Origin of the sequence: Streptomyces sp. ISL-43 (assembly GCF_018614195.1) — a bacterium.
In the GTDB taxonomy this organism is placed as follows: domain Bacteria; phylum Actinomycetota; class Actinomycetes; order Streptomycetales; family Streptomycetaceae; genus Streptomyces.
In genome coordinates this window covers 25,525-50,888 of sequence record NZ_JAGGOT010000011.1, presented here as the reverse complement: position 1 = coordinate 50,888, position 25,364 = coordinate 25,525, and the positions used below count along the sequence as shown (strand labels likewise).

General features: G+C 72.5%; 24 protein-coding genes. 15 read left to right on the top strand and 9 right to left on the bottom strand.

Annotation, left to right across the window (positions count from 1 at the left end):
- The first annotated feature begins 46 nt into the window (after positions 1-46).
- From J7F03_RS06975 to J7F03_RS06955, 5 genes are read left to right on the top strand one after another with little or no spacing between them, the layout of a single operon-like run.
- Positions 47-1,066 (top strand): radical SAM protein, encoded by a 1,020-nt coding sequence (locus tag J7F03_RS06975; protein WP_214947773.1) that lies wholly within the window; start codon positions 47-49, stop codon positions 1,064-1,066.
- Positions 1,063-1,710, top strand: coding sequence for a thymidylate kinase (locus J7F03_RS06970; protein WP_308379186.1), 648 nt, complete (start codon positions 1,063-1,065; stop codon positions 1,708-1,710). Before J7F03_RS06975 ends, J7F03_RS06970 begins: the two co-directional genes overlap by 4 nt.
- Complete coding sequence (locus J7F03_RS06965) at positions 1,703-2,182, top strand: hypothetical protein (protein ID WP_214947772.1); 480 nt, start codon at positions 1,703-1,705, stop codon at positions 2,180-2,182. The genes J7F03_RS06970 and J7F03_RS06965 overlap by 8 nt, the downstream gene beginning before the upstream one ends.
- A complete protein-coding gene (locus tag J7F03_RS06960) occupies positions 2,179-2,970 on the top strand; it encodes an STM4013/SEN3800 family hydrolase (RefSeq protein ID WP_214947771.1) in 792 nt (263 codons plus the stop codon). The genes J7F03_RS06965 and J7F03_RS06960 overlap by 4 nt, the downstream gene beginning before the upstream one ends.
- 20 nt (positions 2,971-2,990) lie before the next feature.
- On the top strand, positions 2,991-3,428 hold the full coding sequence (locus tag J7F03_RS06955; RefSeq protein WP_251071536.1) for an NUDIX hydrolase: 438 nt from the start codon (positions 2,991-2,993) through the stop codon (positions 3,426-3,428).
- 195 nt (positions 3,429-3,623) lie between these two features.
- Here J7F03_RS06955 and J7F03_RS06950 read toward each other — a convergent pair whose 3' ends face one another.
- Positions 3,624-4,550, bottom strand: a complete 927-nt coding sequence (locus J7F03_RS06950; RefSeq protein ID WP_214947817.1) for a cyclase family protein — start codon at positions 4,548-4,550, stop codon at positions 3,624-3,626.
- Positions 4,551-4,682: 132 nt separating this feature from the next.
- Between J7F03_RS06950 and J7F03_RS06945 the strand changes: the two genes are divergently transcribed.
- The 3 genes from J7F03_RS06945 to J7F03_RS06935 are packed head-to-tail and all read left to right on the top strand — an operon-like array spanning position 4,683 to position 7,923.
- Positions 4,683-5,603, top strand: coding sequence for an SDR family oxidoreductase (locus J7F03_RS06945; protein ID WP_214947770.1), 921 nt, complete (start codon positions 4,683-4,685; stop codon positions 5,601-5,603).
- 53 nt (positions 5,604-5,656) lie between these two features.
- Positions 5,657-6,859, top strand: a complete 1,203-nt coding sequence (locus tag J7F03_RS06940) for an acyl-CoA dehydrogenase family protein (protein ID WP_214947769.1) — start codon at positions 5,657-5,659, stop codon at positions 6,857-6,859.
- Complete coding sequence (locus J7F03_RS06935) at positions 6,856-7,923, top strand: Zn-dependent alcohol dehydrogenase (RefSeq protein WP_214947768.1); 1,068 nt, start codon at positions 6,856-6,858, stop codon at positions 7,921-7,923. Before J7F03_RS06940 ends, J7F03_RS06935 begins: the two co-directional genes overlap by 4 nt.
- A 308-nt stretch (positions 7,924-8,231) precedes the next feature.
- On the opposite strand, the gene J7F03_RS06930 is transcribed toward J7F03_RS06935, so the two are convergent.
- Positions 8,232-8,849, bottom strand: a complete 618-nt coding sequence (locus J7F03_RS06930) for a flavin reductase family protein (RefSeq protein WP_214947816.1) — start codon at positions 8,847-8,849, stop codon at positions 8,232-8,234.
- Positions 8,850-8,962: 113 nt separating this feature from the next.
- On the opposite strand from J7F03_RS06930, the gene J7F03_RS06925 reads away from it, so the two are divergent.
- Entirely contained in the window at positions 8,963-9,844 is an 882-nt protein-coding gene (locus J7F03_RS06925) for a hypothetical protein (RefSeq protein ID WP_214947767.1), read from the top strand.
- Between the two features lie 140 nt (positions 9,845-9,984).
- Positions 9,985-10,761, top strand: a complete 777-nt coding sequence (locus J7F03_RS06920) for a VOC family protein (protein WP_214947766.1) — start codon at positions 9,985-9,987, stop codon at positions 10,759-10,761.
- A gap of 40 nt (positions 10,762-10,801) precedes the next feature.
- On the opposite strand, the gene J7F03_RS06915 is transcribed toward J7F03_RS06920, so the two are convergent.
- The 4 genes from J7F03_RS06915 to J7F03_RS06900 form a co-directional block, all read right to left on the bottom strand.
- On the bottom strand, positions 10,802-11,602 hold the full coding sequence (locus tag J7F03_RS06915; protein ID WP_214947765.1) for an enoyl-CoA hydratase/isomerase family protein: 801 nt from the start codon (positions 11,600-11,602) through the stop codon (positions 10,802-10,804).
- Between the two features lie 128 nt (positions 11,603-11,730).
- Positions 11,731-13,965 (bottom strand): acetate--CoA ligase family protein, encoded by a 2,235-nt coding sequence (locus J7F03_RS06910; protein ID WP_214947764.1) that lies wholly within the window; start codon positions 13,963-13,965, stop codon positions 11,731-11,733.
- A gap of 284 nt (positions 13,966-14,249) precedes the next feature.
- Positions 14,250-14,591 (bottom strand): DUF5713 family protein, encoded by a 342-nt coding sequence (locus J7F03_RS06905; RefSeq protein ID WP_214947763.1) that lies wholly within the window; start codon positions 14,589-14,591, stop codon positions 14,250-14,252.
- A gap of 92 nt (positions 14,592-14,683) precedes the next feature.
- Positions 14,684-15,955 carry an NAD(P)/FAD-dependent oxidoreductase gene (locus J7F03_RS06900; RefSeq protein WP_214947762.1) on the bottom strand — a complete coding sequence of 424 codons (1,272 nt, stop codon included), beginning with the start codon at positions 15,953-15,955 and terminating at the stop codon, positions 14,684-14,686.
- Positions 15,956-16,238: 283 nt separating this feature from the next.
- Between J7F03_RS06900 and J7F03_RS06895 the strand changes: the two genes are divergently transcribed.
- Positions 16,239-16,649 carry a Zn-ribbon domain-containing OB-fold protein gene (locus J7F03_RS06895; protein ID WP_308379200.1) on the top strand — a complete coding sequence of 137 codons (411 nt, stop codon included), beginning with the start codon at positions 16,239-16,241 and terminating at the stop codon, positions 16,647-16,649.
- Positions 16,650-16,772: 123 nt separating this feature from the next.
- On the opposite strand, the gene J7F03_RS06890 is transcribed toward J7F03_RS06895, so the two are convergent.
- Both J7F03_RS06890 and J7F03_RS06885 read right to left on the bottom strand, forming a co-directional pair.
- A complete protein-coding gene (locus J7F03_RS06890; protein WP_214947760.1) occupies positions 16,773-17,483 on the bottom strand; it encodes a pyridoxal 5'-phosphate synthase in 711 nt (236 codons plus the stop codon).
- 162 nt (positions 17,484-17,645) lie between these two features.
- A complete protein-coding gene (locus J7F03_RS06885; RefSeq protein WP_251071535.1) occupies positions 17,646-18,896 on the bottom strand; it encodes an acetyl-CoA acetyltransferase in 1,251 nt (416 codons plus the stop codon).
- 139 nt (positions 18,897-19,035) lie between these two features.
- Between J7F03_RS06885 and J7F03_RS06880 the strand changes: the two genes are divergently transcribed.
- The gene (locus J7F03_RS06880; protein ID WP_214947759.1) at positions 19,036-20,241 is read left to right on the top strand and encodes an acyl-CoA dehydrogenase family protein; all 1,206 of its coding nucleotides are present in this window, start codon (positions 19,036-19,038) and stop codon (positions 20,239-20,241) included.
- Complete coding sequence (locus tag J7F03_RS06875; RefSeq protein ID WP_214947758.1) at positions 20,241-20,726, top strand: nitroreductase family deazaflavin-dependent oxidoreductase; 486 nt, start codon at positions 20,241-20,243, stop codon at positions 20,724-20,726. The genes J7F03_RS06880 and J7F03_RS06875 overlap by 1 nt, the downstream gene beginning before the upstream one ends.
- 119 nt (positions 20,727-20,845) lie before the next feature.
- On the opposite strand, the gene J7F03_RS06870 is transcribed toward J7F03_RS06875, so the two are convergent.
- The gene (locus tag J7F03_RS06870) at positions 20,846-21,493 is read right to left on the bottom strand and encodes a TetR family transcriptional regulator (protein ID WP_214947757.1); all 648 of its coding nucleotides are present in this window, start codon (positions 21,491-21,493) and stop codon (positions 20,846-20,848) included.
- Positions 21,494-21,774: 281 nt separating this feature from the next.
- On the opposite strand from J7F03_RS06870, the gene J7F03_RS06865 reads away from it, so the two are divergent.
- Both J7F03_RS06865 and J7F03_RS06860 read left to right on the top strand, forming a co-directional pair.
- A complete protein-coding gene (locus J7F03_RS06865) occupies positions 21,775-22,584 on the top strand; it encodes a VOC family protein (protein ID WP_214947756.1) in 810 nt (269 codons plus the stop codon).
- Between the two features lie 252 nt (positions 22,585-22,836).
- Positions 22,837-25,284 carry a serine/threonine-protein kinase gene (locus J7F03_RS06860; RefSeq protein ID WP_214947755.1) on the top strand — a complete coding sequence of 816 codons (2,448 nt, stop codon included), beginning with the start codon at positions 22,837-22,839 and terminating at the stop codon, positions 25,282-25,284.
- Positions 25,285-25,364 lie beyond the last annotated feature (80 nt).

The window sequence follows — 25,364 nt, the reverse complement described above, 5'->3', positions numbered from 1 at the left end:
ACGGCTGCGCTCTAGCCCCAATCGAACCGAACGAGAGGCGCACGACATGCTGTTAACCATCCCGCCCGCCGTCCGTACGGACTGGACCGCGCTGCACAATTTCGTTGCTCTGCGGGGACAGTTCCGCGTCTCCCTCACCCCCAAATGCAACGTGGCCTGCTGGTTCTGCCACAACGAGGCCGACGTCCCCCCGCCCCTCACCCGCCGCGACCGGACCCAGCAGCCGCGTACCCGCCACTACGGGGCCGCCGAGTTCCTGACCGTCATCAACGCGGTGATGGACTCTGGGATGAAGCGCGTGTTCTTCACCGGCGGTGAGCCACTGACCTCACCTCTCACCCGTAGTGTCCTGACCGGACTGCGGCCGAGCGGCCCCGACGGCTCGTACACGCTGATCACCAACGGCACCCGGGTCCGCACCCATCAGGAGTGGTTGTCGAAGACCCCACTCGACACCGTGAAGGTGTCGCTGCACTACTTCTCCGACGAGTCGTTCAAGGCCATCGCCGGCACCCGAATCGGCATCGAGTGCGTCCTGGACGGCATCGAGGCGGCCCGCGAGATTTTCGACAACGTCGAGTTGAACTGTCTCCTCCAAAAGGAGAACGCGCACGAGATCCGCGACATCCTTACCTTCGCGCTCGACCGCCGCATGCCCGTCCAGTTCATCGAGCTGGTGAGCACCGACTTCAACGAAGCCCGCGCCGCGTCCGCCGTCCCCGCCGACGACATCATCAACCACCTGCGGACCCTGACCAGCGACGAGCGGACCGAGATCGCCGGAGTCGGCCAGGGCCGCCGCATCTTCCGCGTGGATGGGGTGGAGATCGACGTCATCCACCGCGACCTCGGCCGCCACCACGTCGGCCAGTGCGGCACATGCCCCGTCCGCCCGAAGTGCGTCGAAGGGTTCTGGGCCCTGCGCGCCGACCACGCCGGCGGCCTACAGCCCTGCCTCCTGCGCGACGACCTCCGCCTGGACATCAAGCACCTCCTGGACGACCCGGCCCGCCTCGCCGAGGCCGTTGCCGGACACGTCACGGCCTTCACCGAGGGGATCTTGTGAACCGCGCTGTGATCCTGCCTGCCGCCTTCCAGCCCATCCCGTACGACGAGCACCACGACAACCCGTTCGGCGTCCTCGAAGGCGTCTCCGGCATCGGGAAATCCACCCTGGCCGCGCTCCTCGCCCACCGCATCAACGGCACCAGCCTGCACACTCTCGCCCCGCCTCACTCCGGCTGGTCGGACGAGGCCCATCGCATGAGCCCGCTGCCCAACCTGGCGTTCTACCTCTCCGGACTCCTGCACGTATCCGACCGCGTCCGCCGAGCCCTGGCCCTCGGCCCCGTCATCGCCGACCGGTACGCACCCTCGGTGACCGCTTGCCAGGCCGCCATCCACGGCGTCGACACGGCGGACGTGGACCGGCTCCTTGCCCCGTTCCGCTCCTACCTCGCAGTTCCCACCCACACCTTCTACCTGCGGTGCTCGGAGGCCACCTTGCGCGAACGGATGGCCGTCAAGAACGACACCAAGCAGGACGACACCGGCCTGTTCGGCGTCCCGGGCCGCCTCAAGCAGCTCATGACGAACTTCGAGAGGGAAGCCGCGAACGACCCCACCGCGATCGTCCTCGACACCGACGGGCTGACTCCCTACGACCTCGCCGACACCATCGCCGCCCACCTGGAGAACTCGCGTGCCTAATCCCATCGACACCGACGCGGTCATCCGCGACGGCGGCGCCACTGGACACTTTCCCCACGAGATCCACACAGGCGTCGCCTGGTGGATGGCTGCCTGCTACGTCGTTACCGCCCGAGCCGACCGGCTCGTGGTCGCTTACGACGGGCAGTCGGCCACCGCCGAGCTCTTCGACCGCATGTGTCTGGGCGCCATCAATGCCCAGCACTACGCCTGTCTGGTCCTCGACCGGGGCGTGGCCGACCGGGACGACCTCTTGGCCGCGATGAAGGAGCTGGGTTGCGTCCCCGGCATGTACGCCGCCACCCGCAACGGCACCGCCACGCTCACCCTCTACGACGGTGATGGAGCGCCCCTGACCGATCGCACAGGCCTCCACCTCATCCGCCGCATGATCGCCGAGGATCGCGTCCCGATCCCCGTCAACACCGGATCCAAAGGACGCATCCGGCGCTATGAGGAGGCGACCCGGTGATCAATGCCGCAGACATCATCGACTCGGGCACCAGCATCCTCTTCGTCACCCTCGACTCCCTCCGGTATGACGTCGCCCGTGCCACCACCCATGCCGGAGGAACCCCGTACCTCGCCAAGCTGCTCCCCGGCGGCCAGTGGGAGGAACGCCGTACCCCGGGCACCTTCACCCTCCCCGCGCACATGGCGTTCTTCTCAGGCTTCCTCCCCAAGACTCCGCAGCCCAAGCAGCCCCCGCGCCTGTGGGAATGCCGCCCGCCGGCCTTCAAGGAAGTCGACCCCGGCACCTTCGTGTTCGACGCCCCCAACCTCCTCACCGGGCTTGTCCAACATGGGTACCGCACCGTGTGCGTCGGCGGCGTCACCTACTTCTCCCGTGAGACCCCGCTGGGCTCCGTCCTCCCGGACCTGTTCGAAGAGGACCACTGGCGCCCGGAGTTCTGTTCCCCTGAACCTGACTCCGCCCGCCACCAGGTAGATGCAGCCCTCAGCCTCGCCCAGAAGTACGAGGACCGACCGCTGTTCCTTTTCGTCAACGTCTCCGCCACCCACGTCCCCCATGGCCACTACCTCGGCGACAGCGTGGACAGCTGGGCCTCCCAGAGCGCGGCCCTCGCCTACGTGGACGGACACCTCGGCCGACTGATCACCGGCCTCACCCACACGAAACGCTGGCTCGTGATCGTCTGCGCCGACCACGGCGACGCCTTCGGCGAAGACGGTTACCACGGACGCGGCATCGCCCACCCGACGGTGATGAATGTGCCGTTCGCCGCCATGCACCTCTAGCGGCTCACTACGCTCACAGCATGGACGCACACCCCGAAGAAATGCGCTCCGCCGCTGTGGTGGTCGCCCGCGACGGGAACGGCCTGGTCGCGCTGCTCACCTCCCGCTTCCCCCGCCACGGCGGCGACTTCCTGTTCCTGCCCGGCGGACGCATGGAGCCGGGCGAAGACCCCGAGACGTGCGCCTGCCGTGAGCTGCGCGAGGAGGCCGGGGTCACCGCCACCTCCTGGCGCCCGCTCGGTGCGTACGCCATCACCCTAGGGGCCACCGCCCGCGTCCACCTCTACCTCGCCGAAGGGCTGAGCCTCGGTCCGCAGGAGTTGGAGCCCTCCGAAGCCGACTTCAAACTCACGTGGTGGCCGATGGCCGACGCCATCAGCGCGGCCACTGAAGGCCGCTTCCTCCTCCAAGGCGGCCCTCTCGCGCTCCTCCTCGCCGACCGGACGGCACAGGCCTGACGCTCCATCCGGTTGCCGAGCCGGATGCACTCGATGTCCGGCGTGCGGTAGTGGGTCGGGAGTCGGCGGCGGAGCGCGATCGCCGGATGCGCGATCAGGAGTGGCGACCCGTACGTCGTTGCCCCGCCCAGCGCCATCTGGAGCGGGACGTACGCATGTCCTCAGGGCGTGCGCGGGTGCGCCCGGCCCGGCCCGTCAGAGGATGGCGACCGGGGCCACCGGGGTGCCCACGGCGCCGACGAAGGGCTCGGGCATGGCGGAGAGCAGGAAGGCGTAGCGGCTTTCTTCTGCACAGGCTGTGGACAACTTTTCGAGGTTCCAGTTCTGGCCCTGGTGCATGCCCATCTCGACCAGGTCCAGCGCGTGCACGGGCAGCCACAGGTCCTCGATCTCCGGCGGGAAGATCTCGAAGGTCAGGGTGTCGTTGGCGACGGCCGCCACGTCCCGTGCGTGGAACCACTCGGGGGTGCGGACGGACAGGCCGGGCGAGGGGAAGCCGTAGCCGTGCTTGTCGCCCGCCAGGTAGACCTGGACCTGTCCGGTGCGGACCAGCACGATATCGCCGGCGCGGACGGTGACGCCCCCGAACTCCTCCGCCTCCTCCAGGTCCTCGGGGGTCACCGCGTGGCCCCCGGGGAGCCGGTCCAGGCCCTTGGCGCGGGCCACGTCCAGCAGGACGCCGCGCGAGACGATGTGCCCGGCCTTGTCGATTCCGCTGAACTCGGCGCGGCCGTGCGCCGTGATGGTGCCGGCCGGGCGGCCGTTGTAGATCTTCCCCGAGTGCGAGACGTGCGTGAGCGCGTCCCAGTGGGTCCCGGCCTGGAGTCCGAAGGTCACCGCGTCGTCGCTGCAGGCCACCGTGCCGGGGCCGAAGATCTCCTGGTTGATCTGCACCATCGTGTGCAGGGGGTTGATCCGGCCGGGGATCATGCCGGCCTGCACCCCGTCCTCCTTGAGCGGCAGCGCGAGCGGGATCCGGCGGCCGGTGTGGATCTCGGCCGCGGCAGCCCGTACGACCTCGTCGGTGACGAGGTTCAGGGTGCCGATCTCGTCGCCGGCGCCCCAGCGGCCCCAGTTGTTGACGCGCTTGGCGATGTTGTGGAACTCGGCGGGCATGCCCATGGATCTCATCAGCTCCTCGTAGCGAAACGAACTGCGGAAACGAACTGCGAAAACGAACTGGGGCTTGTGCTGGCGCATCTGACTGCCCATAGAATCTAACGGTCCGTCAGAAACAGCGGGAAGGGGCCGGGCATGGGGAACTTCTTGGCAGGCAAAGTCGTCGCCGTCACGGGCGCGGGCCGGGGCATCGGCCGGGCCGTGGCACTCGCCGCGGCCGCCGAGGGCGCCAAGGTCGTCGTCAACGACTACGGCGTCGGCATCGAGGGCGGGGAACCGACCAGCGAGATCGCCGAATCGGTCGTGAAGGAGATCATCGCGGCGGGCGGCGAAGCCGTCGCCGTCGCCGACGACATCTCCACCATGGCGGGCGGCCAGCGCATCGTCGACACCGCGCTCGCCCAGTACGGACGCATCGACGGAGTCGTGTGCGTCGCCGGCATCCTGCGCGAGCGGATGCTGTTCAACATGTCCGAGGAGGAGTGGGACCCGGTGGTCGCCACCCACCTCAAGGGCACCTTCACCGTCTTCCGCGCCGCCTCCGCCGTCATGCGCCGGCAGGGCACGGGCACCCTGATCGGCTTCACCAGCGGCAACCACCAGGGCTCGGTCGCCCAGGCCAACTACAGCGCGGCCAAGGGCGGGATCATCTCCCTCGTCCGCTCCGCCGCGCTGGGCCTGGCCAAGTACGGGGTCACGTCCAACGCCGTCGCGCCCGTCGCGCGGACCCGGATGTCGGCCAACGTGCCCATGGAGCTCAAGGAGATCGGCGAGCCCGAGGACGTGGCGGCGCTCGTCACCTACCTGCTCTCCGACAAGGCCGTCGCCGTCGGCGGCGAGAAGATCACCGGGCAGGTCTACACGATCGCCGGCCCGAAGATCGCCGTCTGGGCGCAGCCGCGCGAATTGCGCGCCGGCTACGCCGAGGGCTCCTGGACCCCCGAGAAGATCGCCGACTTCCTGCCCGGAACGGTCGGCACCGACCCGATGCCGATGCTCGCGCAGCTGGAAGCCATGGCCAAGGCGGCGGCCGCCAAGGACCGCCCCAACCAGTAAGACCACGCGAGCCCGGCCTGATCGGCCGGACAGGATCCAAGGGGGCACCGACCATGGACTTCGGCTTCGGCGAGGAGGACGAGGAACTGCGCGGCCGCGCCCGGGCGTGGCTGGCGGAGCACCTCGCGGGACCGTACGAGGAGGCCGTCGGCCTCGGCGGGCCGGGCAGTGAGCACGAGGGGGTCGAGCTCCGCCGCGCCTGGGAGCACGAGTTGGGGCGCGGCGGCTGGATCGGCCAGGGCTGGGACACCCCGGACGGGGCGTACGGAAACCGGCGGCTCTCCCTCACCGGGCAGGTGGTGTGGGCCGAGGAGTACGCGGCGGCGCGCGCCCCCGCCCGGGTCGGCCACATCGGCGAGAACCTCCTCGCGCCGACGCTGATCGCCTACGGCTCCCCGGAGCAGCAGGCACGCTTCCTCCCCGGGATCGCCCTCGGCGAGGAGCTGTGGTGCCAGGGGTACTCCGAACCGGGCGCCGGCTCCGACCTCGCGGGAATCCGTACGACCGCCGTACGGGACCCGGGTGACGGCCTGCACCGCGTCACCGGGCAGAAGATCTGGACCTCCCTCGCCCAGGACGCCGACTGGTGCTTCGTCCTGGCCCGCACGGAACCCGGGTCCAAACGGCACCGGGGGCTGTCCTTCCTCCTCGTACGGATGGACCAGCCGGGACGGGTCGACGTACGGCCCATCCGGCAGATGTCGGGGACCTCCGAGTTCAACGAGGTCTTCTTCGACGGGGCCGTCGCCGCCGAGGTCGTCGGCGGGGAGGGCAACGGCTGGTCCGTGGCCATGGGACTGCTCGCCCTGGAACGGGGGGTCTCCACCCTCGTCCAGCAGATCGGCTTCGCCGCGGAGCTGGAGCGCGTGGTCGGCGCGTACGTGGCTGCGGGCGCGTGCGATCCCGTCCTGCGCGAACGCCTCGTACGTCAGTGGGCCGAGCTGCGCACCATGCGGTGGAACGCCCTGCGGACGCTGGGCTCCGCCGACGGGGACCCGGGCGCTCCGAGCGTGGCCAAGCTGCTGTGGGGCGGCTGGCACCGGCGGCTCGGCGAGCTGGCGGTGGCCGTCCGGGGCGGGGCGGCCACCGCCGGGCCGGCGGACTGGGCGCAGGAGACCCCGTACGAACTCGGACTCGACGAGGAGCAGCGGCTGTTCCTGTTCACCCGTGCCGACACGATCTACGGCGGCTCGGACGAGATCCAGCGCAACATCATCGCCGAGCGCGTGCTCGGCCTGCCAAAGGAGTCCAGGTGAGAGGCGTCGTATTCGACGGCAAGCAGGCCCAGGTGGTCGACGACCTGGAGATCCGCGACCCGGGGCCGGGGGAGGTGCTGGTCGCGATATCGGCGGCCGGGCTGTGCCACAGCGACTTGTCGGTGATCGACGGGACGATCCCCTTCCCGCCGCCGGTGGTGCTCGGGCACGAGGGCGCCGGCGTGGTGGAGGCGGTCGGGTCCGGGGTGACGCACGTCGCGGCCGGCGACCACGTCGCGCTGTCCACGCTCGCCAACTGCGGGGCGTGCGCCGACTGCGACCGCGGCCGGCCCACCATGTGCCGCAAGGCGATCGGGATGCCCGGGCAGCCGTTCTCCCGGGGCGGGCAGCCGCTCTTCCAGTTCGCGTCCAACTCCGCCTTCGCGGAGCGGACCATCGTCAAGGCCGTGCAGGCCGTGAAGATCCCCAAGGACATCCCGCTGACCTCGGCCGCGCTGATCGGCTGTGGCGTCCTGACGGGCGTGGGCGCCGTACTGAACCGGGCGAAGGTCGACCGGGGCGAGACGGTCGTCGTCATCGGCACGGGCGGCATCGGGCTCAACGTCCTGCAGGGTGCCCGGATCGCGGGCGCCACGACCATCGTCGCGGTCGACGCGAACCCGGCGAAGGAGGCGGTGGCCCGGCAGTTCGGCGCCACGCACTTCATCGACGCGTCGGCGGTCCCCGACTCCTCGGCGGCCGTCCGCGACATCCTGCCGACGGGCGCGGACCACGCCTTCGAGTGCGTGGGCAGCGTCAAGCTGATCCGCCAGGCGATCGACCTCCTGGACCGCCGCGGTCAGGCGATCCTGCTCGGCGTGCCCGGCTTCAAGGAGGAGGCGTCCTTCCAAGTCTCCTCCATGTACCTGGACAAGACGATCATGGGCTGCCGGTACGGGTCCTCGCGCCCGCAGCGCGACATCGCCCTCTACGCGGAGCTCTACCGGCAGGGCAGGCTGCTGCTGGACGAGCTGGTGACGGAGGTCTACCCGATCGAGGACTTCGCCAAGGCCGCGGACGACGCCCACCACGGGCGGGTGGCGCGCGGAGTACTCACGTTCTGAGCCCTTCGCGTCCGAGGCCGGCCCTGCGCACCTGGAGCAGGGCCGGCCTCGGCGTGAGCGTCGGCACGGGCTCACACGCGTGCGGCGTGAGTGTTCACGGCAAGATCCGAAAGAGACGGCGCAGGCGGCCGGCCCGGGCCCGGTACGAGGCCACGGCCCGGTAGCAGGCGAGGAACGCGGAGGCGCCGGCGAACGACGGCTCGGCCTTCAGGGGCGGGTGCGGGGACACCGGGGTCAGCGCGCGGACGATCGCGCCGAGCGGGAGACGTGGGGCGCCCGGGGCGCCCGGGCTGCCCGGGGCGTCGGGGTCAGTCGGCGAAGCGGCCGAAGCGGCCCTTGTGGAAGAGGAGGGGTTCGCCCTCGCCGGCCGCGCCCATGGCCTCGACCTTGCCCACGACGATGAGGTGGTCCCCGCCGGTGTGCACGGCGTGGATCCGGCAGTCGATCCAGGCGGGCACCGCGTCCAGCTGCGGTGACCCGGTGGCGGGGGCGGGGGAGTGCTCGACCCCGGCGAACTTGTCGGCGCCGCTGACGGCGAACGCCCGGCACAGCGCTCCCTGCTCGGCGCCGAGGATGTTGACGCAGAACACCCCGGCGCGCGCGATGCGGGGCCAGGTGGTCGACGTACGGGCCACCATGAAGGTGACCAGCGGCGGGTCGAGGGAGAGCGAGGCGAAGGACTGGCAGGCGAAGCCGGCCGGGCCGTCGTCGTCCTCGCCGGGCGGGGCGGTGATGATCGTGACCCCGCTGGCGAAGTTCCCCAGTACGGCCCGGAACTCGGCGGGGCTGACGGGCGCGCGCTCGTCCTCGCCGACGGCCCGCAGGTCGGGGCGCGGCAGTGCGTCGACGGGCTCGGCCCCGGGCTCCGCCGTGGCGGAGGTGGGGGAGCCGACTGACCTGAGGTATCGGACGACGGTGGCCGCCATCCCTGCGTGTCCCATCACAGGACCGATTGAAGCTGACGGTGCGTCAGATGGGAAGGGGGGTGTAGGGCTCACATCAATTGAACGTGTTCAATAGACGTCGAAGGGGGCTCACCGTGTCGAACCACGTGGGCACGGCGGAACGGCGCCGCGAGGCCTGGAGCGGCATCGCGCCGGGCGCCGAGGCAGTGGGCGGAGTGCAGCTCCTGTGTGCGCTGCTGTACGCGCAGCTGAACGCGCTCGCGCAGGAGCCCTACGGCCGGGGCTTCGGCGGCGGCATCGCCGTGCTCTTCTGGCTGTTCGTCATGGTCGTCGGCAGTCCGTTCGTCGTGATCCTGCTGGGCTACGTGCACAGCGTGCTCTTCACCACGCCGGTGATGGAGCTCTCGAACGCAGCGGGCATGCGCACCCGGGTCTCCGCACCGTGGTGGGCCCTGCCGATGACGGGTGCGCTCGCGGTCCTGTACTCGATACCCGTCTCCCTGCTGGCCGGCCCCTCGTACGCCGCCACCTGCGGCTGGATCGCGGCCGCGGGGGTGCTGCCCGTGGGGGTGGCGGTGCTCGCGCGGATGCGGCAGGTGCCCAGGGGCAAGGTGCGGAAGTGGATGATCCTGCCGGGCGTGGCCGCGGTGATCACCACCTTCTACTTCGGAGCCACCGCGCCGGTGTACGAGCCTCCGGTCCTGGGCCGCGCCGAGTACGTCGGCGAGTGGTCGGGCGACGGCGTCCGCCTGGAACTCACCGCGCAGGGCGAAGCGGCGGCGAACTGGCTGCCGGTGGACGACGGGCTCGATGTCGTGGGCCACTGCACGGCGCGCGGGACGTGGAAGCCCGAGGAGGCGGCCTACGGCAGAGGGGCGGGCGTGGCCCTGACCGTCCCCGACTGCAAGGACGCGCAGCTGAGGTGGGAGGTCGCGGGGACGGCGAAGCGGCCGGAGCTGTTCGTGCTGATCGGCGATCCGGACGCCGGGGACATGCGCGTGCTGCGGAAGCGGTAGTCGTACGGCCTACGGGCCGGCGCGCAGCCCCGTAGGCCGTACGGGTGAACCCCGCGACCGGTCGAGCCCCGTGGCCCGCAGGCCCCGTACCGGCTCGGCATCGTGTCGGGGGACCGCGTCACGGACCACAGGAGGACCACATGCTCGGCACCGATTTCCGCAAGGGATCACCCAACTGGCTCGACCTCGGGAGCCCCGACACCGACGCCGCCATCTCCTTCTACACCGGGGTCTTCGGCTGGGACTTCGTCTCCCTCGGGCCCGAGGCGGGCGGCTACGGCTTCTTCCAGATCGACGGCAAGACCGTCGCCGCGCTCGGGCCGCTCACCGAGGAGGGCGCCAAGTCCGCCTGGATGCTGCACTTCGACACCCCCAACATCCAGGCCACCGTGGACGCCGTCAAGGCGGGCGGCGGAGCGGTGCGCATGGAGCCGATGGACGTCATGGGGGAGGGCTGGCTGGCGCAGGCCACGGACCCGCAGGGTGCGGAGTTCGCGCTGTGGCAGCCCGGGAAGACCGCCGGGCTCGGGCTGACCTCCGTCGAGAACACACTCGTCTGGGCGGAGCTGCACGTACCGGACCCGGCCGCGGACATCGCCTTCTACGCCGGACTGTTCGGCTGGCGCTCCGCCGACATGGAGGCGCCCGGGATGACGTACCGGGTGCTGAGCATCGCCGACGGCGACCAGGAGGACGCCTCCTTCGGCGGAGTCGCCCCCTCCGAGGGTGGCGGGCCCAAGGGCTGGGTGCCGTACTTCAACGTCGCGGACGTCGACGCCACCGTCGGCGCGGCCAAGGCGGGGGGCGGTTCCGTGCTGATGCCGGCGGCGGACGTCCCGGACGTCGGTCGGATCGCCTTCCTGGCGGACCCGGCGGGAGCGATGTTCGCGCTGCTGAAGCCGGACCCGCGGATGTGACCTCCGGCCGCCCCGGATCCGTTTCGGTTTCCGGTTCCGGCTAGCGTCCCAGGTACTTGGGCGTGCGGCGCTCCACGAAGCTCGCCACTCCCTCGTTCGCGTCGGCGGTGGTCATGTTCAGCTCCTGGGCGGTGGCCTCGGCGGCGAGTGCGGTCGCCCGGTCACCGTCCAGGGAGGCGTTGACCAGCTGCTTCGTCATGGCAAGGGCGCGGGTGGGGCCCTGCGCGAGGCGCTCGGCCCACGCCCGGGCGGTCTCCTCCAGCTCTTCGGCCGGGACCACCTTGTTGACCAGGCCCAGGCGCTCGGCCTCGGCGGCCGGGACGGCGTCGCCGAAGAACATCAGCTCCTTCGCCTTCTGCGGGCCGACCAGCCGGGGCAGCAGGTACGCGCCGCCGCCGTCCGGGACCAGGCCGCGACGTACGAACACCTCGATGAAACGGGCCGGTTCGGCGGCGATGACCAGATCGCAGGCGAGCGCGAGGTGCGCGCCGATGCCGGCCGCCGTGCCGTTGACGGCGGCGATGACCGGCTTCTCGCAGTCGAGCACGGCGGTGATCAGGCGCTGCGCGCCGAGCCGGATCATGCGGGCCACGTCGCCGGCGACCCGCTCGCCGGTGGCGGGCGCGCCGCGCAGGTCGGCGCCCGCGCAGAAGCCCTTGCCGGTGGCGGTGACGACGACGGCCCGCACGGCCGGATCGGCGGACGCCTCGGCGAGCAGCCCGATGACGCGCTCGCGCTGGTCCCAGGTGACGGCGTTCATCGCCTCGGGACGGTTGAGGGTGATCCACGAGACGCCGTTGTCGATGCGGTGGAGGACTTCGTCCTCGGGGGTGGGGTTCATGAGGCTCCCGTTCGGGGTGGGTGGGTGGTGGGTGGGCGACACCCCGGACCCCCGCGGGTCTGGGGCGGAGCCCCAGGGGGCCCGGGCGGAGCCCGGGGCCCCGGACCCGGATCGCACCGAATCAGGGCCTAGCGGCAGATCGCGAGCGCGTCCAGTGCCACCGCCCCCTGCCCGCGCGGAAGCACCATCAGCGGGTTGATGTCCAGCTCGGAGAGCTCGTCGCCCAGTTCCAGTGCCATCCGCTGGACCCGGAGGATGACCTCCACCAGCGCGTCGACGTCGGCCGGCGGAGCCCCCCGTACGCCTTCCAGCAGCGCATGCCCGCGCAGCTCGGTCAGCATCGCCCGCGCCTGGTCCTCCCCGAAGGGCGGCACCCGGACCGCCGCGTCGTGCAGGATCTCCACCAGCACGCCGCCGAGTCCCACCGTCACGGTCGGGCCGAAGAGGTCGTCCTGCGTGACCCCGACGACCATCTCGACTCCGCGCTCCACCATCTGGCAGACGAGGATCCCGTCGAGCGGGACGTTCTCGTAGCGCGCGATGTCGGTCAACTCCCGGTAGGCGTCGCGGATCTGGCTCGCCGACGTCAGGCCGACCTTCACCAGCCCCAGCTCCGTCTTGTGCGCGAGCTGCGGGCCCGAGGCCTTCATGACCACCGGGTACCCCACCAGTCCGGCCGCCCGTACGGCGGCGGCCGCGCTGGTCACCAGCTGCTCCCTGGGCACTCGTATCCCGTAGGCGCGCAGGAGCTGCTTCGCCGAGTGCTCGCTCAGCTGCTGGCCCGGGCGCATGAGCGCCTGCGCTTTGCGGAAGGAGGGCGACGGGGTGCGCGGGGCGTCCTCGAAGGGGGAGCGGTAGGCGGCGGTGAAGCGGTGGTGGCCGAGGTAGGCGCGGACGGCGGTGATGCAGTTGCCGAAGGTGCGGAAGGTCGCGACCCGGGAGGAGCCGAGGAGCGTGGTGCGGTAGGCCTCCTCGGTGCCGACCGGGGAGCCCCAGATCACGCAGATCAGCTTGTCGGTCTGCTCGGCGGCGTCCACCAGGTCCTGTGCGAGTTTGTCGCTCATGGGCGGGAAGGGCCCGGTGATCGGGCAGATCAGGACGCCCACGGACGGGTCGGCGAGGATCGCGTCGATGATCTTGCGGCCGCGCCAGTCGCCGACCGGGTGACCGCCGTTGTCGACGGGGTTGGAGACGCCGAGGTACTCCGGGATCCACTGGTGGAGCTCGTCCTGCTTGGCCTGGGTGAGCGTGGGCAGGCTGAGCCCCGCCTCCGTCGCCAGGTCGGAGAAGTGGGCGCCGGTGCCGCCGGAGATGGAGTAGACGACGACCCCGTCGGCGAGCGGCTTGCGCGCCCGGGCCAGCAGCGCGGCGGTGTCCTGGAGCTCGTCGAGGCCGTCGACGCGGATGACCCCGAACTGCCGCATGGCGGCGTCGACGACGGTGTCCGCGCCGGTCAGCTTCCCGGTGTGGGAGGCGGCCATGCGGGCACCGGTCTCGGTGCGGCCGACCTTGACGGCGACGACGGGTACGCCGTTGCGGGCGGCCCGGTCGGCGGCGAGGAGGAACTGCCGGCCGTCCTTGAGGCCTTCGACGTAGCAGGCGATGGCCCCGACCTCGGGCTGCTCGGCGAAGTAGGAGATGAAGTCGGAGGTCTCCAGGTCCGCTTCGTTGCCCGTGGGGGCCCAGTGCGAGAGCCGGATGCCCAGCTCCTGGAGGGTGTAGAGGGGCCGGCCCTGGTGGCCGGACTGGGTGATCAGCGCGATGGCCGGGCCGTCGAGGTCGTCGCGGAACTTCTCGAAGGCGTTGAGGTTCGTGTTGGGGCCCAGGAGGCGAAGGCCCGATCGCCGGACGGCGGCCCCCAGGCGGGCCTGCGCGGCGGCGCCCTCGTCGCCGGTCTCGGCGAAGCCGGAGGCGAAGGCGACGGCGAACTTCACCTTGGCCTCGGCCAGCTCCTCGATGACGGGGAGCGGGTCGGCGACGAGGAGGACGGCGAGGTCCACCTGCTCGGGCAGGTCGGCCACGGATGCGTGGCACGGCAGCCCGAAGACGGTGGTGCGGGTGGGGTGGACGGGGTGCAGCCTGGCCCCGACCCGTTCCGCCCAGGCGATGAGCTGCCGGGTGATGCCGGTGTTGGGTCTGCCGTCGGCGTCCGAGGCGCCGATGACGGCCACGGACTCGGGCCGGAAGAACCGGTCCAGGTCGGGAGCGTCGGCGTGCAGGGGCCGACCGCTGACGTCCAGCGCGACCGTGTCCTCGGCGGAGGGAGCCGCCGTGGAGTGGACGGCCGTCCTGGGGGTCTCCCCGCAGGCCTCGACACGTGCGCGGAAGTCGGTGGTGAGGGTGCCGTGAGTAGATCCAAGCATCGTTCCGCCCGCTCCTGCTCGATGAACCTCGACGAATCTCAATAGCTGACGCGTAGTCAGATTACTGAACTGACGTGCCGTCAGGAACAGGGCTGCGCAGGAAAGCTGGTGGAGGTGATGTGTGGAACGGTCTCAGATCCCCTCGGGACGGGTCCAGACCACTATTCGGCCGAGGTCGGGGTGGTGCGTGGGGCGAGAGTGATGGTGGGGCGATCCGTCCGGGCATGGGTGATCCGTCCCGGCGCGGGACCCCGGGGCCGGCGGGCCCCCGCGATGGCGTCGCGTCACCAGTCCCGGGGGGCGATCAGATCCTCCACGTCCGCGTCCGTGAAGCCGTACGCCGAGGCCACGAACCAGAAGTCCTCGGCTATCTCCTCGCGCGCGACGGTCTCGATCCCGCTCCCCGCCTCCTCGAACTCCGCCTCCAGGAGATTGAACTCCTCCGTCGCCGCCCCGGTCAGCACGTACAGCGCCGCCAGATCGGCGGGCCGTTCCGCCTCGATCCGGGCGCACAGCGCGCGCAGGATCGCGCAGCCCTTGTCGAGGACGTGATCGGGGAAGTACGCGTCCCGGTAGAGCTGCCGAAGGAAGGCGCGGTCCGCCACCTGCTGGTTGGTGATCGACACGATGATGCCCCGTCTTTCCTCGAAGAGCCGACGTGCCGATGCTGCACCACGCCACTGACAAGGGCCGCGCGGCCGGGGACCGGCGGCCGTTCCTACGCGCGCAGGTCCCGGGCGACGGCCTTGGCGATCTTCTCGGCGTCCAGGGCCAGTTCGCGGAACATGCCGCTGATGGGATTGGTGAAACCGGTGAAGTAGAGCCCGGGGGAGTCCGGCGGGGTGTGGGCGCCGTGGGCGCGCGGGCGGCCCCGGTCGTCCAGTACGCCGAGACCGCCGACCAGGCCCTCCAGGGCGCGCCGGTAGCCGGTGGCCGCGATCACCGCGTCCGGGGTGATCCGCGAGCCGTCCGCGAGGAGCACCTCGGCGCCGTCGAAGGACTCGACCGCGGCGACCGGCTCGACGCGGCCGGCACGGATCGCATCGATCAGGCCGACGTCCTGGACCGGGATCGACCCCTGCTTGACCCTGCTGTACAGGCCGCTGGTGGGGCGCGGCAGTCCGTACGCCGACAGGTCCGGGACCGAGGCCTTGCCGACGATCGCACCGAGCCGGTCGACGAGCCCCACGGGGAGCCTGCGGACCAGGATCCCGGTGCGCTGGGCCGGCCAGCCGGCGGTGGAGCGGCGCAGGATGTGCGGGGCGGTGCGCACGGCGAGGCGGACCCGCGCGGCGCCGCCGTCGGCCAGGTCGACGGCTATCTCGGCACCGGTGTTGCCGACGCCGACGACGAGCACGTCCTGGCCGGCGTAGGGGGCGGGGTTGCGGTAGTCGGCGGCGTGCGCGAGGGAGCCCTCGTACGCGTCCCGGCCGGGCCAGTCGGGGATGACGGGGGTGTGGTTGAACCCGGTGGCGACCACGACCGCCCCGGCGGCCATGGCGCGGCCGCCGGTGGCGTGCAGGGTCCAGCCGGGGCCGTCGGCGGTGGATCCGTCGGAGGCGCCGGCGCTGTCGGAGACGCGCTCGATGCCGTCGGCCCCGTCGATGCCGTCCGCCCCGTCGGAGGAGTCGGCCCGGGCGGGTACGCGCTCGATGCGGGTCACCTCGACGCCCGTGATGAGCTCCAGCTCGTGGAACTCGGCGTACTTCTCCAGGTACCGCACGACGTTCTCGCGCGCGACCCAGCGTCCGAAGCGCCGCGGCATGGCCAGGCCCGGGAGGGCGGAGAGGCGGCGCGTGGTGTGCAGGTGGAGCCGGTCGTAGTGGCGGCGCCAGGAGGCGCCGACGGACTCGGACTTCTCCACGACCACCGCGCGGACCCCGCGGGCGCGCAGCGCGGCGGCGACGGCGAGGCCGCCGGGACCGGCGCCGATCACGTAGACCGGGCGGGGCTGGGTGGACATGTCGGGTGCTGAAGGGACTCCGGGCATGAAGTGTGAGCGTATCGCCGTGCGGGCGCGGTGGGTCTCGGACGAGGAGGGAATCGATTGCGGATCGATCACGGGGGCGTCACGGGGGCCCGGTGGGGCCTTGTGGGATGCGGCGGGATCCGGTGAACTGACGATACGTCAGAAATGGCGTACTCCCTCCCCTGGACGTTCGGCGAAGAGGACTGCTGCTGTGAGTACGAGTAGGAGTACGAGTACGAGTGCGGGTACGGGCGCGGGCGCGGGCGCGGGCGCGGGCGCGGGCGCGACTGCGACTGCGGCTGCGGTGCGCTTCGACCTGCCGGAGATCGACGACTTCACCCGTCCCTACTGGGACGCGGCGGCGCAGGGGCGCCTGCTGCTGCGCCGCTGCGGGGCGTGCGGCAAGGCGCACCACTACCCGCGGGAGTTCTGCCCGGCGTGCTGGGCGGGTGAGGACCGCGTGACGTGGGAGACCGCGACCGGCCGGGCCGCGCTGTACACGTGGTCGGTGATCCACCGCAACGACCTCCCGCCGTTCGGGACCCGGGTGCCGTACGTGGCCGCGGTGGTCGACCTGGCGGAGGGTCCCCGCATGATGACCGAGGTCGTCGACTGCGAGGAGGCGGACCTGCGCATCGGCATGAACCTGTCGGTGACCTTCCGCGAGGCGGCGGAGGGCATCTGGGTGGCGGTGTTCTCGCCGACGGGGTCGTGAGGGGGGCCGCGCCCGAGGTGCGTGTGGGACCCGGGTGCCCTGACGGGCCGTCAATAAAGGAGCATTTCCAGGCATCCGGCTGCACCTGACCGTCTGGCCCTAAGCCCCGGCCCGCCGGGCGGGCTACGGCCAGAGGAGGTGGCGGGTCCACGGGTCGGTGGGGGTGGCGCGGGTGTACCGGAGGCGGGTGTGGCTGCGCGCGGCGTCGCCCTGGAAGAACTCGACCTCGGTCGCGGCGAGTACGTACCGCGTCCAGGTCGGCGCGGGCGCGTCCGGCTCGGCACCCGCGCGGTCCCACGCCGCCGCCGAGGCGCGCACCAGCTCCTCGACGGATCCCAGCACCTCGCTCTGCCGGCCCGTCAGCGCCGCGGCGAGCGCGCCGCGCGAGCGGACCGCCAGGTCCGCGCGGCTCTCCGTCGCGTCGCATGCCGTGACGCGGCCCCGGATGCGGATCTGCCGGGCCACGCTCGGCCAGTAGAACCCGAGCGCCGCGTCCGGGTGCGCGGCCAGCTGCCGGCCCTTGGCACTGGTGGAGTGCGAGGCGAAGTGCCAGCCGCGCTCGTCGGCGTCGTGCAGCATCAGCGTGCGTACGTCGGGCCGCCCGTCGGTGTCCACGGTCGCCAGGCTCATCGTGTGCGGCTCCGGCTGCCCCGCCCCGGCGGCGTGCGTGAACCACTCGCGGAACAGCGCCAGCGGCTCGCGCGGCGCGGTGGCCGGGTCGAACACGGGCAGCGGGCCGTCCCATACGCGCAGCGAGTGCAGGGTGGCGTGGAAGTCGTCGGGCCGGCCGGCGGGGCCGCCGTCGCTTGCGGGGCCGTCTTGGCTGCTGGTCATGCGGCCATGGAACACCACGCGCGGGGGCGGTCGGCGAGGTGGGGTGGTCGGTCGCCATGGCCGGGGAGCGCGTGGCGATCTGGGCGCCCGGTGTCCCGCCGGGATCACCCAGCCGCCGTCAGGGGCAGGCTGGGCCCGTCTTCTCCCCGCCCGCTCCACCCCTCATCCGCGCCCCAGGATCACCGTCCCCGACGAGCAGAACCAGCCGCCCGTGCCCGACGCGAGGGCCACCTCGGGGAGGGCTCCGCCGCGTTTGCGGACCTGGCCTTCGCCCGCCTCTCCGCGTAGTTGGCGGACCGCCTCGACCAGGAGGAACAGGCCGCGCATGCCCGGGTGGCAGGCCGAGAGGCCGCCGCCGTCGGTGTTGACCGGGAGTTCCCCGTCCCGTAGGAGGCGGCCCTTCTCCACGAAGGCGCCGCCTTCGCCCTTCGCGCAGAAGCCGAGGTCCTCCAGCGTCACCAGGGTCATGTAGGTGAACGCGTCGTAGATCTCGGCGAGGTCCACGTCAGCCGGCGTCAGGCCCGCGCGGGCGAAGGCCAGGCGGCCCGAGACGGCCGCCGGGGAGACCGTGAAGTCCTCCCACTCCGACATCGTGGTGTGCGAGACCGAGGTGCCGGAGCCCAGGATCCAGACCGGTTCCTTCGCGGTGTCCGGTACGTAGTCCTCCGCCGCCAGCAGGACCGCGCAGCCGCCGTCCGAGCGGATGCAGCAGTTCAGCTTCGTGAACGGGTCCGCGATCATGCCGGAGTCCAGGACGTCCTCGACGGTTATCGGGTCGCGGAACATCGCGTCGGGGTTGGTGGCGGCGTTGGCCCGCGCCTGGACCGCGACCTCGGCGAGCTGTTCCAGCGTCGTGCCGTACTCGTGCATGTGGCGGCGCGCGGCCATCGCGTACTTGGAGACCAGCGTGTGCCCGTACGGGACCTCGAACTGCAGGGGTCCCCGCGCGCCGAAGGAGAGGTTCGAGGTCCGGCGGCGGGCCTTGATGTCGGCGCGCGCGGTGGATCCGTAGACGAGGAGGACCGCGTTGGCGTGGCCGGCGGCGATGGCGTCGGCGGCGTGGGCGGCCATGACCTCCCAGGTGGAGCCGCCGACCGAGGTGGAGTCGACCCAGGTGGGGCGCAGGCCCAGGTACTCGGCCACTTCGACCGGCGCGAGGATGCCGAGGCCTGCCGAGGCGAAGCCGTCGATGACCGAGCGGTCCAGGCCGGAGTCGGCCAGCGCGCGGCGGGCGGCCTGCGCGTGCAGGGCGTACGGGGTGGGGCCGTCGACCCGGCCGCAGTCCGAGAGGGCGACGCCGACGACGGCGACCCGGCGGCGGGGCGCGGAGGGACGGGGCGCGGAGGGGCGGGGCGCGGACGGGGAGGGCGGAGTCGCGGGCCCGCTCAGGGGGCCGGGCTTGGGTCCGGGCATGGCCCGACGGTACATCTGACGGCCAGTCAGTTTCTAGCCCGTGGGGCACTGCCCGTGCACTGGGGCCCGCCGCCCCCTGTGCATCTGGCGCCACCCGCCCTAACATGACGGCCCGTCAGATACGGGGAGGAGCCCGACGATGGATGCCGCCTTCACCGCGGAGCAGGACGAGATGCGCCGTACCCTGCGCGAGGTCCTGGGCAAACGCTGCGGCCCGGACGAGGTCAAAGCCGCCGTCCGCACCGCCGCCGGATACGACCGCGAGCTGTGGCAGCAGCTCGCCCAGCAGCTCGGACTGCCCGGCATCGCCGTGGCCGAGGAGCACGGCGGTGTCGGCTGCACCCCCGCCGACCTGGCCCTGGCCTGCGAGGAGACCGGGCGGGTGCTGCTGCCCTCGCCGCTGCTGGCCACCGCCGTGCTCGCCGCGCCGCTGGTCACCGCCCTGGGCACCGCCACCCAGCGCTCCAGCCTGCTCCCGCCGCTCGCGGCCGGCGGGCTCACCGCCGCCCTCGCCGTGCCCGGCCCGGCCCTGGCCACCGCCCTCGCGCTCACCGGGGACGGCGCCCTGGGCGAGTGGGCCGGCGGCGGCCGCGCCGGAGGGGTGCAGGCCCGCGCCGTGGACGGCGGCTGGCGGCTGTACGGGGAGGTCGCCCAGGTGCTCGACGGGCACAGCGCCGCGCTGCTGCTCGTCGCCGCGCACGCGGGGGGATTCGCCCGCAGCCGCACGCTGCTCTTCCTCGTACGGGAGGACGCGCCCGGCCTCGTACGGGCGCGGCAGGCCACCCTCGACGAGACCCGCCCGCAGGGCCGTATCCAACTCCGGGACGTCGAAGCCGAGTTGCTCGGAGAGGGTGGTGTGGAAGCCGGTGCGGACGTGCTCGGTGCCCTCGCCGCCGCCGGCCGCGGCGCCGCCGCCGTCCTGGCCGCCGAGGCGGTCGGCGCGGCCGGGCAGGCGCTCGCCCGCACCGTGGAGTACGTACGCCAGCGCGAGCAGTTCGGCCGGGCCATCGGCTCGTTCCAGGCGGTCAAACACCGGCTCGCCGACCTCTACGTACAGGTCCAGGCGGCCCGCTCCGCCGCCTACTACGCCGCCTGGGACCCCCGGCAGGGCGGCCTCGCCCTCGCCCAGGCCCTCGAAGCCCTGCGGACCACCGCCGGCGAGGCGATCCAGCTGCACGGCGGCATCGGCTTCACCTGGGAGCACGACGCCCACCTCTACTTCAAGCGGGCGGCCGCCGACGAACTGCTCTTCGGCCCCGTCCACCGGCTGCGCGCCCACGCCGCCGACGCCGCCGGCCTGTTCACTCCCGCCCCCCGGAACGAAACGAAGAAGGTGGCCGTCTGATGGCTGTGGCTCCCGGCGTCGGCGTCAAGCTGATGCAGAAGGTCTCCTCGACCATGCTGTTCGCCAAGATCGCCCCGCACTTCATCCCCGCCATGGACAAGGCGGTGCACAAACTGACCCGGGGCAAGGTCATCCTCAGCGCCCAGATGCTCCCCGGCGTGATCCTCACCGCCAAGGGCGCCAAGACCGGCGAGCCGCGCACCACCCCGCTCGCGTGCATGCCGGAGGACGACGGCGTGAGCTGGCTGTTGATCGGCTCGAACTTCGGCCGCCCCGGACACCCGGCGTGGACCGGGAACCTGCTCAAGAATCCTGACGCGGACGTGAGTTGGAGGGGTCAGGACATCGCCGTACGCGCCCGCCTGCTGGCGGACGAGGAACGCGCGGCTGCCTGGCAGGCGGTGCTGAAGTTCTGGCCGCCGTACGCGACGTACCAGGCGCGCATCGAGCGCGAGATCCGGTTGTTCCGCCTGGAGCGTCGCTGATCCGGGCGGAAGCCGAAGCGGCTACGGCCACCGAAAGGGCTACGGCCGCCGATGCGGCTACGGCCACCGAATCGGCCACGGCCGCCGAAGGGGCGGCGGACCCGGTGGGGGTCCGCCGCTTACTTCGTGGGCTTCTTGCCCGTGATGCCCAGGTGCACCAGGAGCGCCAGGTTCGGCTTCAGTTCGGCCTGCTTGACGCCCCAGGTCTGGAAGCCCTTCTGGTGCGAGGCGACCGCGGCCAGCATCGCGACCAGCGAACCGGCCATCGCGGCCGGGCTGACGTCCTTGTCGACCTTGCCCTTGGCCTGGAGCTCCTTCATCGACTCCGTGAGGGAGTTGGTGACGGAGTTGAGGATCTTCATACGGATCTTGTAGAACCGCTTGTCGCCCTCGGCCGCGCCGAGGTCGACGACCCGCAGGATGGCGTCGTTGCGCCGCCAGAAGTCCAGGAATCCCTCGACCAGTTCCTCGGCCGCGGCCCACCCGGCCTTGCCGACCCACGCGCGTCCCTCGACCAACGAGGTCAGCTGCGCACCCTCGTTGGCCATGCGCTCGGCGATCTCCAGGACGGCGCCCTCGACGTCCGGGAAGTACTGGTAGAAGGTCGCGGGGGAGGTGCCGGCCTTGCGGGCGACGTCGATCACTTTGACGTCGCGGTACGGCGAGGAGCTGAGCATCTCGCTGAGGCAGTCGAGCAGCTTCTGCCTCGTCGCCTGACCGCGCCGGCCGGCAACGCGGCCGTCGACGGTGCGTACTTGTCCTGTCATGCCGTCAGCTTACCGAGGGGTGATCGGGGCGCGATTCGGCCGCCTGCAAATGGGGTTACGAGGCGCCTGGCCTGGGCGTACACCTGTCCGGGCCGGGGTGGGCGGTCTCTTTCGGCCGAGCGGGCGCCCCGGGCGCGCCATTCGACTTGGGGACCTATCCCCCGAATAGTCTTATCAACAGGCTGTGGACAAGTTTTCGGGCACATCATGATCCGGAGGTACATGGCTGGGCGAGTACGGCGGAGGGTACACACCTCCGCACAACGGAAGGAACCGGGCTCATGGCCGCATTCGCGGAAGGCGCTCCCTGCTGGGTCGACGCCTCCCTGCCGGACGTCGAGGCGGGCAAGCGCTTCTACGGTGAGCTCTTCGGGTGGACCTTCGCCGACAGCGCCGGGGCCCAGTACGGCCACTACACGCAGGCCTACAGCCGCGGCCGCAACGTCGCCGCCCTCGCCCCCAAACCCGACGGGCGCATGCCGACCGTCTGGGGGGTGTACCTCTACACGACCGACGCGTACGCCTGCGCCCAGCGCATCCGCGCCGCCGGCGGCCAGCTGGTGATGGACCCGATGCCGGTCGGCCCGTACGGGACCGCCGCGATGGCCGCCGACCCCGGCGGGGCCGTCTTCGGACTGTGGCAGCCCGGCACCCACCACGGCTTCGACGCCCAGCAGGAGCCCTACACGTACTGCTGGACCGAGGTCTACACCCGTGCCCGCGACGCCGTGGACGTCTTCTACGCCAAGGTCTTCGGCTATGTCCCCCAGGACCAGGACGCCTCCGGCGACGTCGAATACCGCATCTGGTCTCCGCCCGGCAGCGCGCCCGGCCCGGACAGCGCCGTCATGGGCCGCAGCCTCATCACCGACGCCTTTCCGGACATCATGCCCGCGCACTTCCTCGTGTACTTCGCCGTCCCGGACTGCGACCAGTCCGTCGCCATGGTGCAGCGCCTGGGCGGACGGGTGACCGCGGACCCCTTCGACACCCCTTACGGGCGGATCGCGGTCGTCGCGGACAATCAGGGAGCGGTCTTCGGGCTGCTCTCGGAACCCCGCACCAAACCGGGCCCCTGGCCGGGCTCGTAGCGGGGCGCACGGCGGGCGCGCGGGCACGCGCGCACGGCCCCGCCACCGGTCCCCGCACGAACCCGCCCGCGTACCCGGGGCCGGACCCGGCCGGGGCCTGACAGAATCGGGGTTGCGCGACCGCGGGCGGCGCCCCGCGGTGAGACGCCGCACGGGCCGACCGCCTCGTGCCGGCGCGCGTGCTGGTGGCGTGCTTGTGGAAAGAGCGGGCCCGAGAGGGAGCCCGTACGGGGATGGGTGTGGAGGCCAGTGGTGGAGCAGCTGACGCAGCACGACCCGAGACGGATCGGCCCCTTCGAGGTGCTGGGACGGCTCGGAGCCGGCGGCATGGGGCTGGTCTATCTCGCCCGGTCGGCGTCCGGCCGGCGGGTCGCGATCAAGACGGTGCGCACCGAGCTCGCCGAGGACCAGCTGTTCCGCGTGCGCTTCACCCGCGAGGTGGAGGCGGCCCGCGCCGTCTCAGGCTTCTACACCGCGGCCGTCGTCGACGCGGACCCGCGCGCGGCCGTGCCGTGGCTGGCGACCGCCTACGTGCCGGCGCCCTCCCTGGAGGAGATCGTCAACGAGTGCGGGCCCATGCCCGCCCAGGCCGTACGGTGGCTCGCGGCCGGCATCGCCGAGGCCCTGCAGTCCATCCACGGGGCGGGGCTGGTCCACCGCGACCTGAAGCCGTCCAACGTGCTCGTCGTCGAGGACGGCCCGCGCGTGATCGACTTCGGCATCGCCAGCGGCGTCTCCAACACCCGCCTGACCATGACGAACGTCGCCGTCGGCACCCCCGCCTACATGTCGCCCGAACAGGCGAAGGACTCGCGCAGCGTCAAGGGCGCCAGCGACGTCTTCTCGCTCGGCTCGACGCTGGTCTTCGCCGCCACCGGGCACCCGCCGTACCACGGGGCGAACCCGGTGGAGACGGTCTTCATGCTGCTGCGCGAGGGCCCCAACCTGGAGGGGCTCCCCGACGAGCTCCGCCCGCTCATCGAATCCTGTATGCAGATGGACGCCACGCTGCGGCCCACCCCGGCCGACCTGCAGGCGCAGCTCGCCCCGCACCTCTTCGAGGGCGGCGACGAGAGCGGCACCGCCTCGGCGTGGCTGCCCACCCGGGCCGTCGCGATGATCGAGGCCCGCCGGGCGGGCCACCGCAACGCCGCTGCCGCGGCCGCCGTGGCAGCGGCAGCCGCCTCGGCGGCAGCCTCCGCCGCGGCCGCCGTACCGGCGCCCAGCGCCCACGTGCCCGCCCCGGTTCTCGCCCCGGGGCTCGGCTCCGGACCCGCCACGCACCGCCGGCCGCGCGGCGGAGCCGACCCGTGGATGGACCCGAGGACCGGCCAGGCCGTCCCGCAGCGCCCCGAGCACCCCCCGATGGCCCCCTCCGGCGAGCCCGTGCGCCTCGGCGGCTCCCCGGTCCCGATCGGCCCCGGCCCGCAGGCCTCCGCCTCCGCGCCGGCCGCCCACGCCGCCGCCGCGGACTCGGCGACCGGCTGGATCCGCCCGCCCGGCGGCGGCTCGGTGGCGGGCCCCGCGCCCGTGCCCTCCGTACCGGCGCCCGGACCGGCTCCCGACAGCGGGCGCTGGCGGCCCTGGCGCTTCCGCATGTCGAACGAGGTCTGGGGCACCCCGACCGTCGCCGGCGACCTGCTCTACGTCACCTCCTTCGAGGTCCACGCCCTGGACGTGGCCAGCGGCCGCCGCCAGTTCAAGACCCGCGACGTCGCCTGGTCCATGGCCGTCGCCGACGGCCGGATCCACGCCTCCGACGGCCCCTCCCTCTACGCCCTCGACTCCACCGACGGCTCCGAGCGGTGGCGGCTGTCCACCGACGCCTGGGTGTACGCCCTGCGCGCCGACCGGGGCACCGTGATCACCGCCACGCGCGGGGGCGGCGTACAGGCCTGGGAAGCGTCCAGCGGACACAAGCTGTGGGCGCTGACGGGCGCGCAGAGCGACTTCGAGACCGTCGAGGCGGCGCCCGTCCTCGACGACGGCACCGTCTACGTGTGGCAGGACGCGCGGCTGCGCGCCCTGGACGCCCGCTCCGGCCGCGAGTCCTGGTCGTACCCGGTCGGCGACGCCGCCTCCTGCGGAAACGTGCCGGTGCGCGTCGCCCCGGCGCCGGACGGCAACGTGTACGTCTGCGCGGGCACCCGGGTGATCTCCATCGACCGGGCCTCCGGCCGGGTCCGCTGGCACTTCGAGGCCCCCGCCGTGTTCCTGGCGCCCCCGGCCTTCGCGCCCGGCGCGGCCGTCACGGGCGGCGGCGTCTACCTCGCCGACTACCTGGGCACCGTCTACGCCCTGGACGCGGCCACCGGCAAGGACCGCTGGCGCATCGCCACCGAGCCCCGCCCGGCGGCGGACCCGGTCCTGATCGCCGCCGGCAACGTCCACCTGGGCGCGGGCAGCGCCGTGTACACGCTCGACGCGGTCACCGGCACCCCGAAGTGGCGGTTCGCGGCGGGCGGCGAGATCACCGGCTCGCCGGCGGTCGCGGACGGCCGGGTCCACTTCGGGTCGGCCGACCACTGCCTGTACACCCTCGACGCGGCGGGCGGCCAGCTCCGCTGGAAGCTGGCCACGGGCGGGGAGATCACCGGAGCCCCGGTGGCCGAGGCGGGCGTGGTCTACGCGTGCAGCAAGGACCGCTGCGTGTACGCCCTCGACGCCGCCAAGGGCACGGGCACCCGTACGGGCGGCTGAGGCCGCGGCTGAGCTGCGGCTCAGCCGTTCGAGGGACTCGACCGAGCCGTACGGGGGCCGCGTCATGGCCCCCTCCGGGT

What these genes read in the sequence shown, in the direction of transcription:
- J7F03_RS06975 (WP_214947773.1), top strand. Translation starts at nt 47, where the DNA reads ATGCTGTTAACCATCCCGCCCGCCGTCCGTACGGACTGGACCGCGCTG.
- J7F03_RS06955 (WP_251071536.1), top strand. Translation starts at nt 2,991, where the DNA reads ATGGACGCACACCCCGAAGAAATGCGCTCCGCCGCTGTGGTGGTCGCC.
- J7F03_RS06950 (WP_214947817.1), bottom strand. Translation starts at nt 4,550, where the DNA reads ATGGGCATGCCCGCCGAGTTCCACAACATCGCCAAGCGCGTCAACAAC.
- J7F03_RS06945 (WP_214947770.1), top strand. Translation starts at nt 4,683, where the DNA reads ATGGGGAACTTCTTGGCAGGCAAAGTCGTCGCCGTCACGGGCGCGGGC.
- J7F03_RS06940 (WP_214947769.1), top strand. Translation starts at nt 5,657, where the DNA reads ATGGACTTCGGCTTCGGCGAGGAGGACGAGGAACTGCGCGGCCGCGCC.
- J7F03_RS06930 (WP_214947816.1), bottom strand. Translation starts at nt 8,849, where the DNA reads ATGGCGGCCACCGTCGTCCGATACCTCAGGTCAGTCGGCTCCCCCACC.
- J7F03_RS06920 (WP_214947766.1), top strand. Translation starts at nt 9,985, where the DNA reads ATGCTCGGCACCGATTTCCGCAAGGGATCACCCAACTGGCTCGACCTC.
- J7F03_RS06915 (WP_214947765.1), bottom strand. Translation starts at nt 11,602, where the DNA reads ATGAACCCCACCCCCGAGGACGAAGTCCTCCACCGCATCGACAACGGC.
- J7F03_RS06910 (WP_214947764.1), bottom strand. Translation starts at nt 13,965, where the DNA reads ATGCTTGGATCTACTCACGGCACCCTCACCACCGACTTCCGCGCACGT.
- J7F03_RS06900 (WP_214947762.1), bottom strand. Translation starts at nt 15,955, where the DNA reads ATGCCCGGAGTCCCTTCAGCACCCGACATGTCCACCCAGCCCCGCCCG.
- J7F03_RS06890 (WP_214947760.1), bottom strand. Translation starts at nt 17,483, where the DNA reads ATGACCAGCAGCCAAGACGGCCCCGCAAGCGACGGCGGCCCCGCCGGC.
- J7F03_RS06885 (WP_251071535.1), bottom strand. Translation starts at nt 18,896, where the DNA reads ATGCCCGGACCCAAGCCCGGCCCCCTGAGCGGGCCCGCGACTCCGCCC.
- J7F03_RS06880 (WP_214947759.1), top strand. Translation starts at nt 19,036, where the DNA reads ATGGATGCCGCCTTCACCGCGGAGCAGGACGAGATGCGCCGTACCCTG.
- J7F03_RS06875 (WP_214947758.1), top strand. Translation starts at nt 20,241, where the DNA reads ATGGCTGTGGCTCCCGGCGTCGGCGTCAAGCTGATGCAGAAGGTCTCC.
- J7F03_RS06870 (WP_214947757.1), bottom strand. Translation starts at nt 21,493, where the DNA reads ATGACAGGACAAGTACGCACCGTCGACGGCCGCGTTGCCGGCCGGCGC.
- J7F03_RS06865 (WP_214947756.1), top strand. Translation starts at nt 21,775, where the DNA reads ATGGCCGCATTCGCGGAAGGCGCTCCCTGCTGGGTCGACGCCTCCCTG.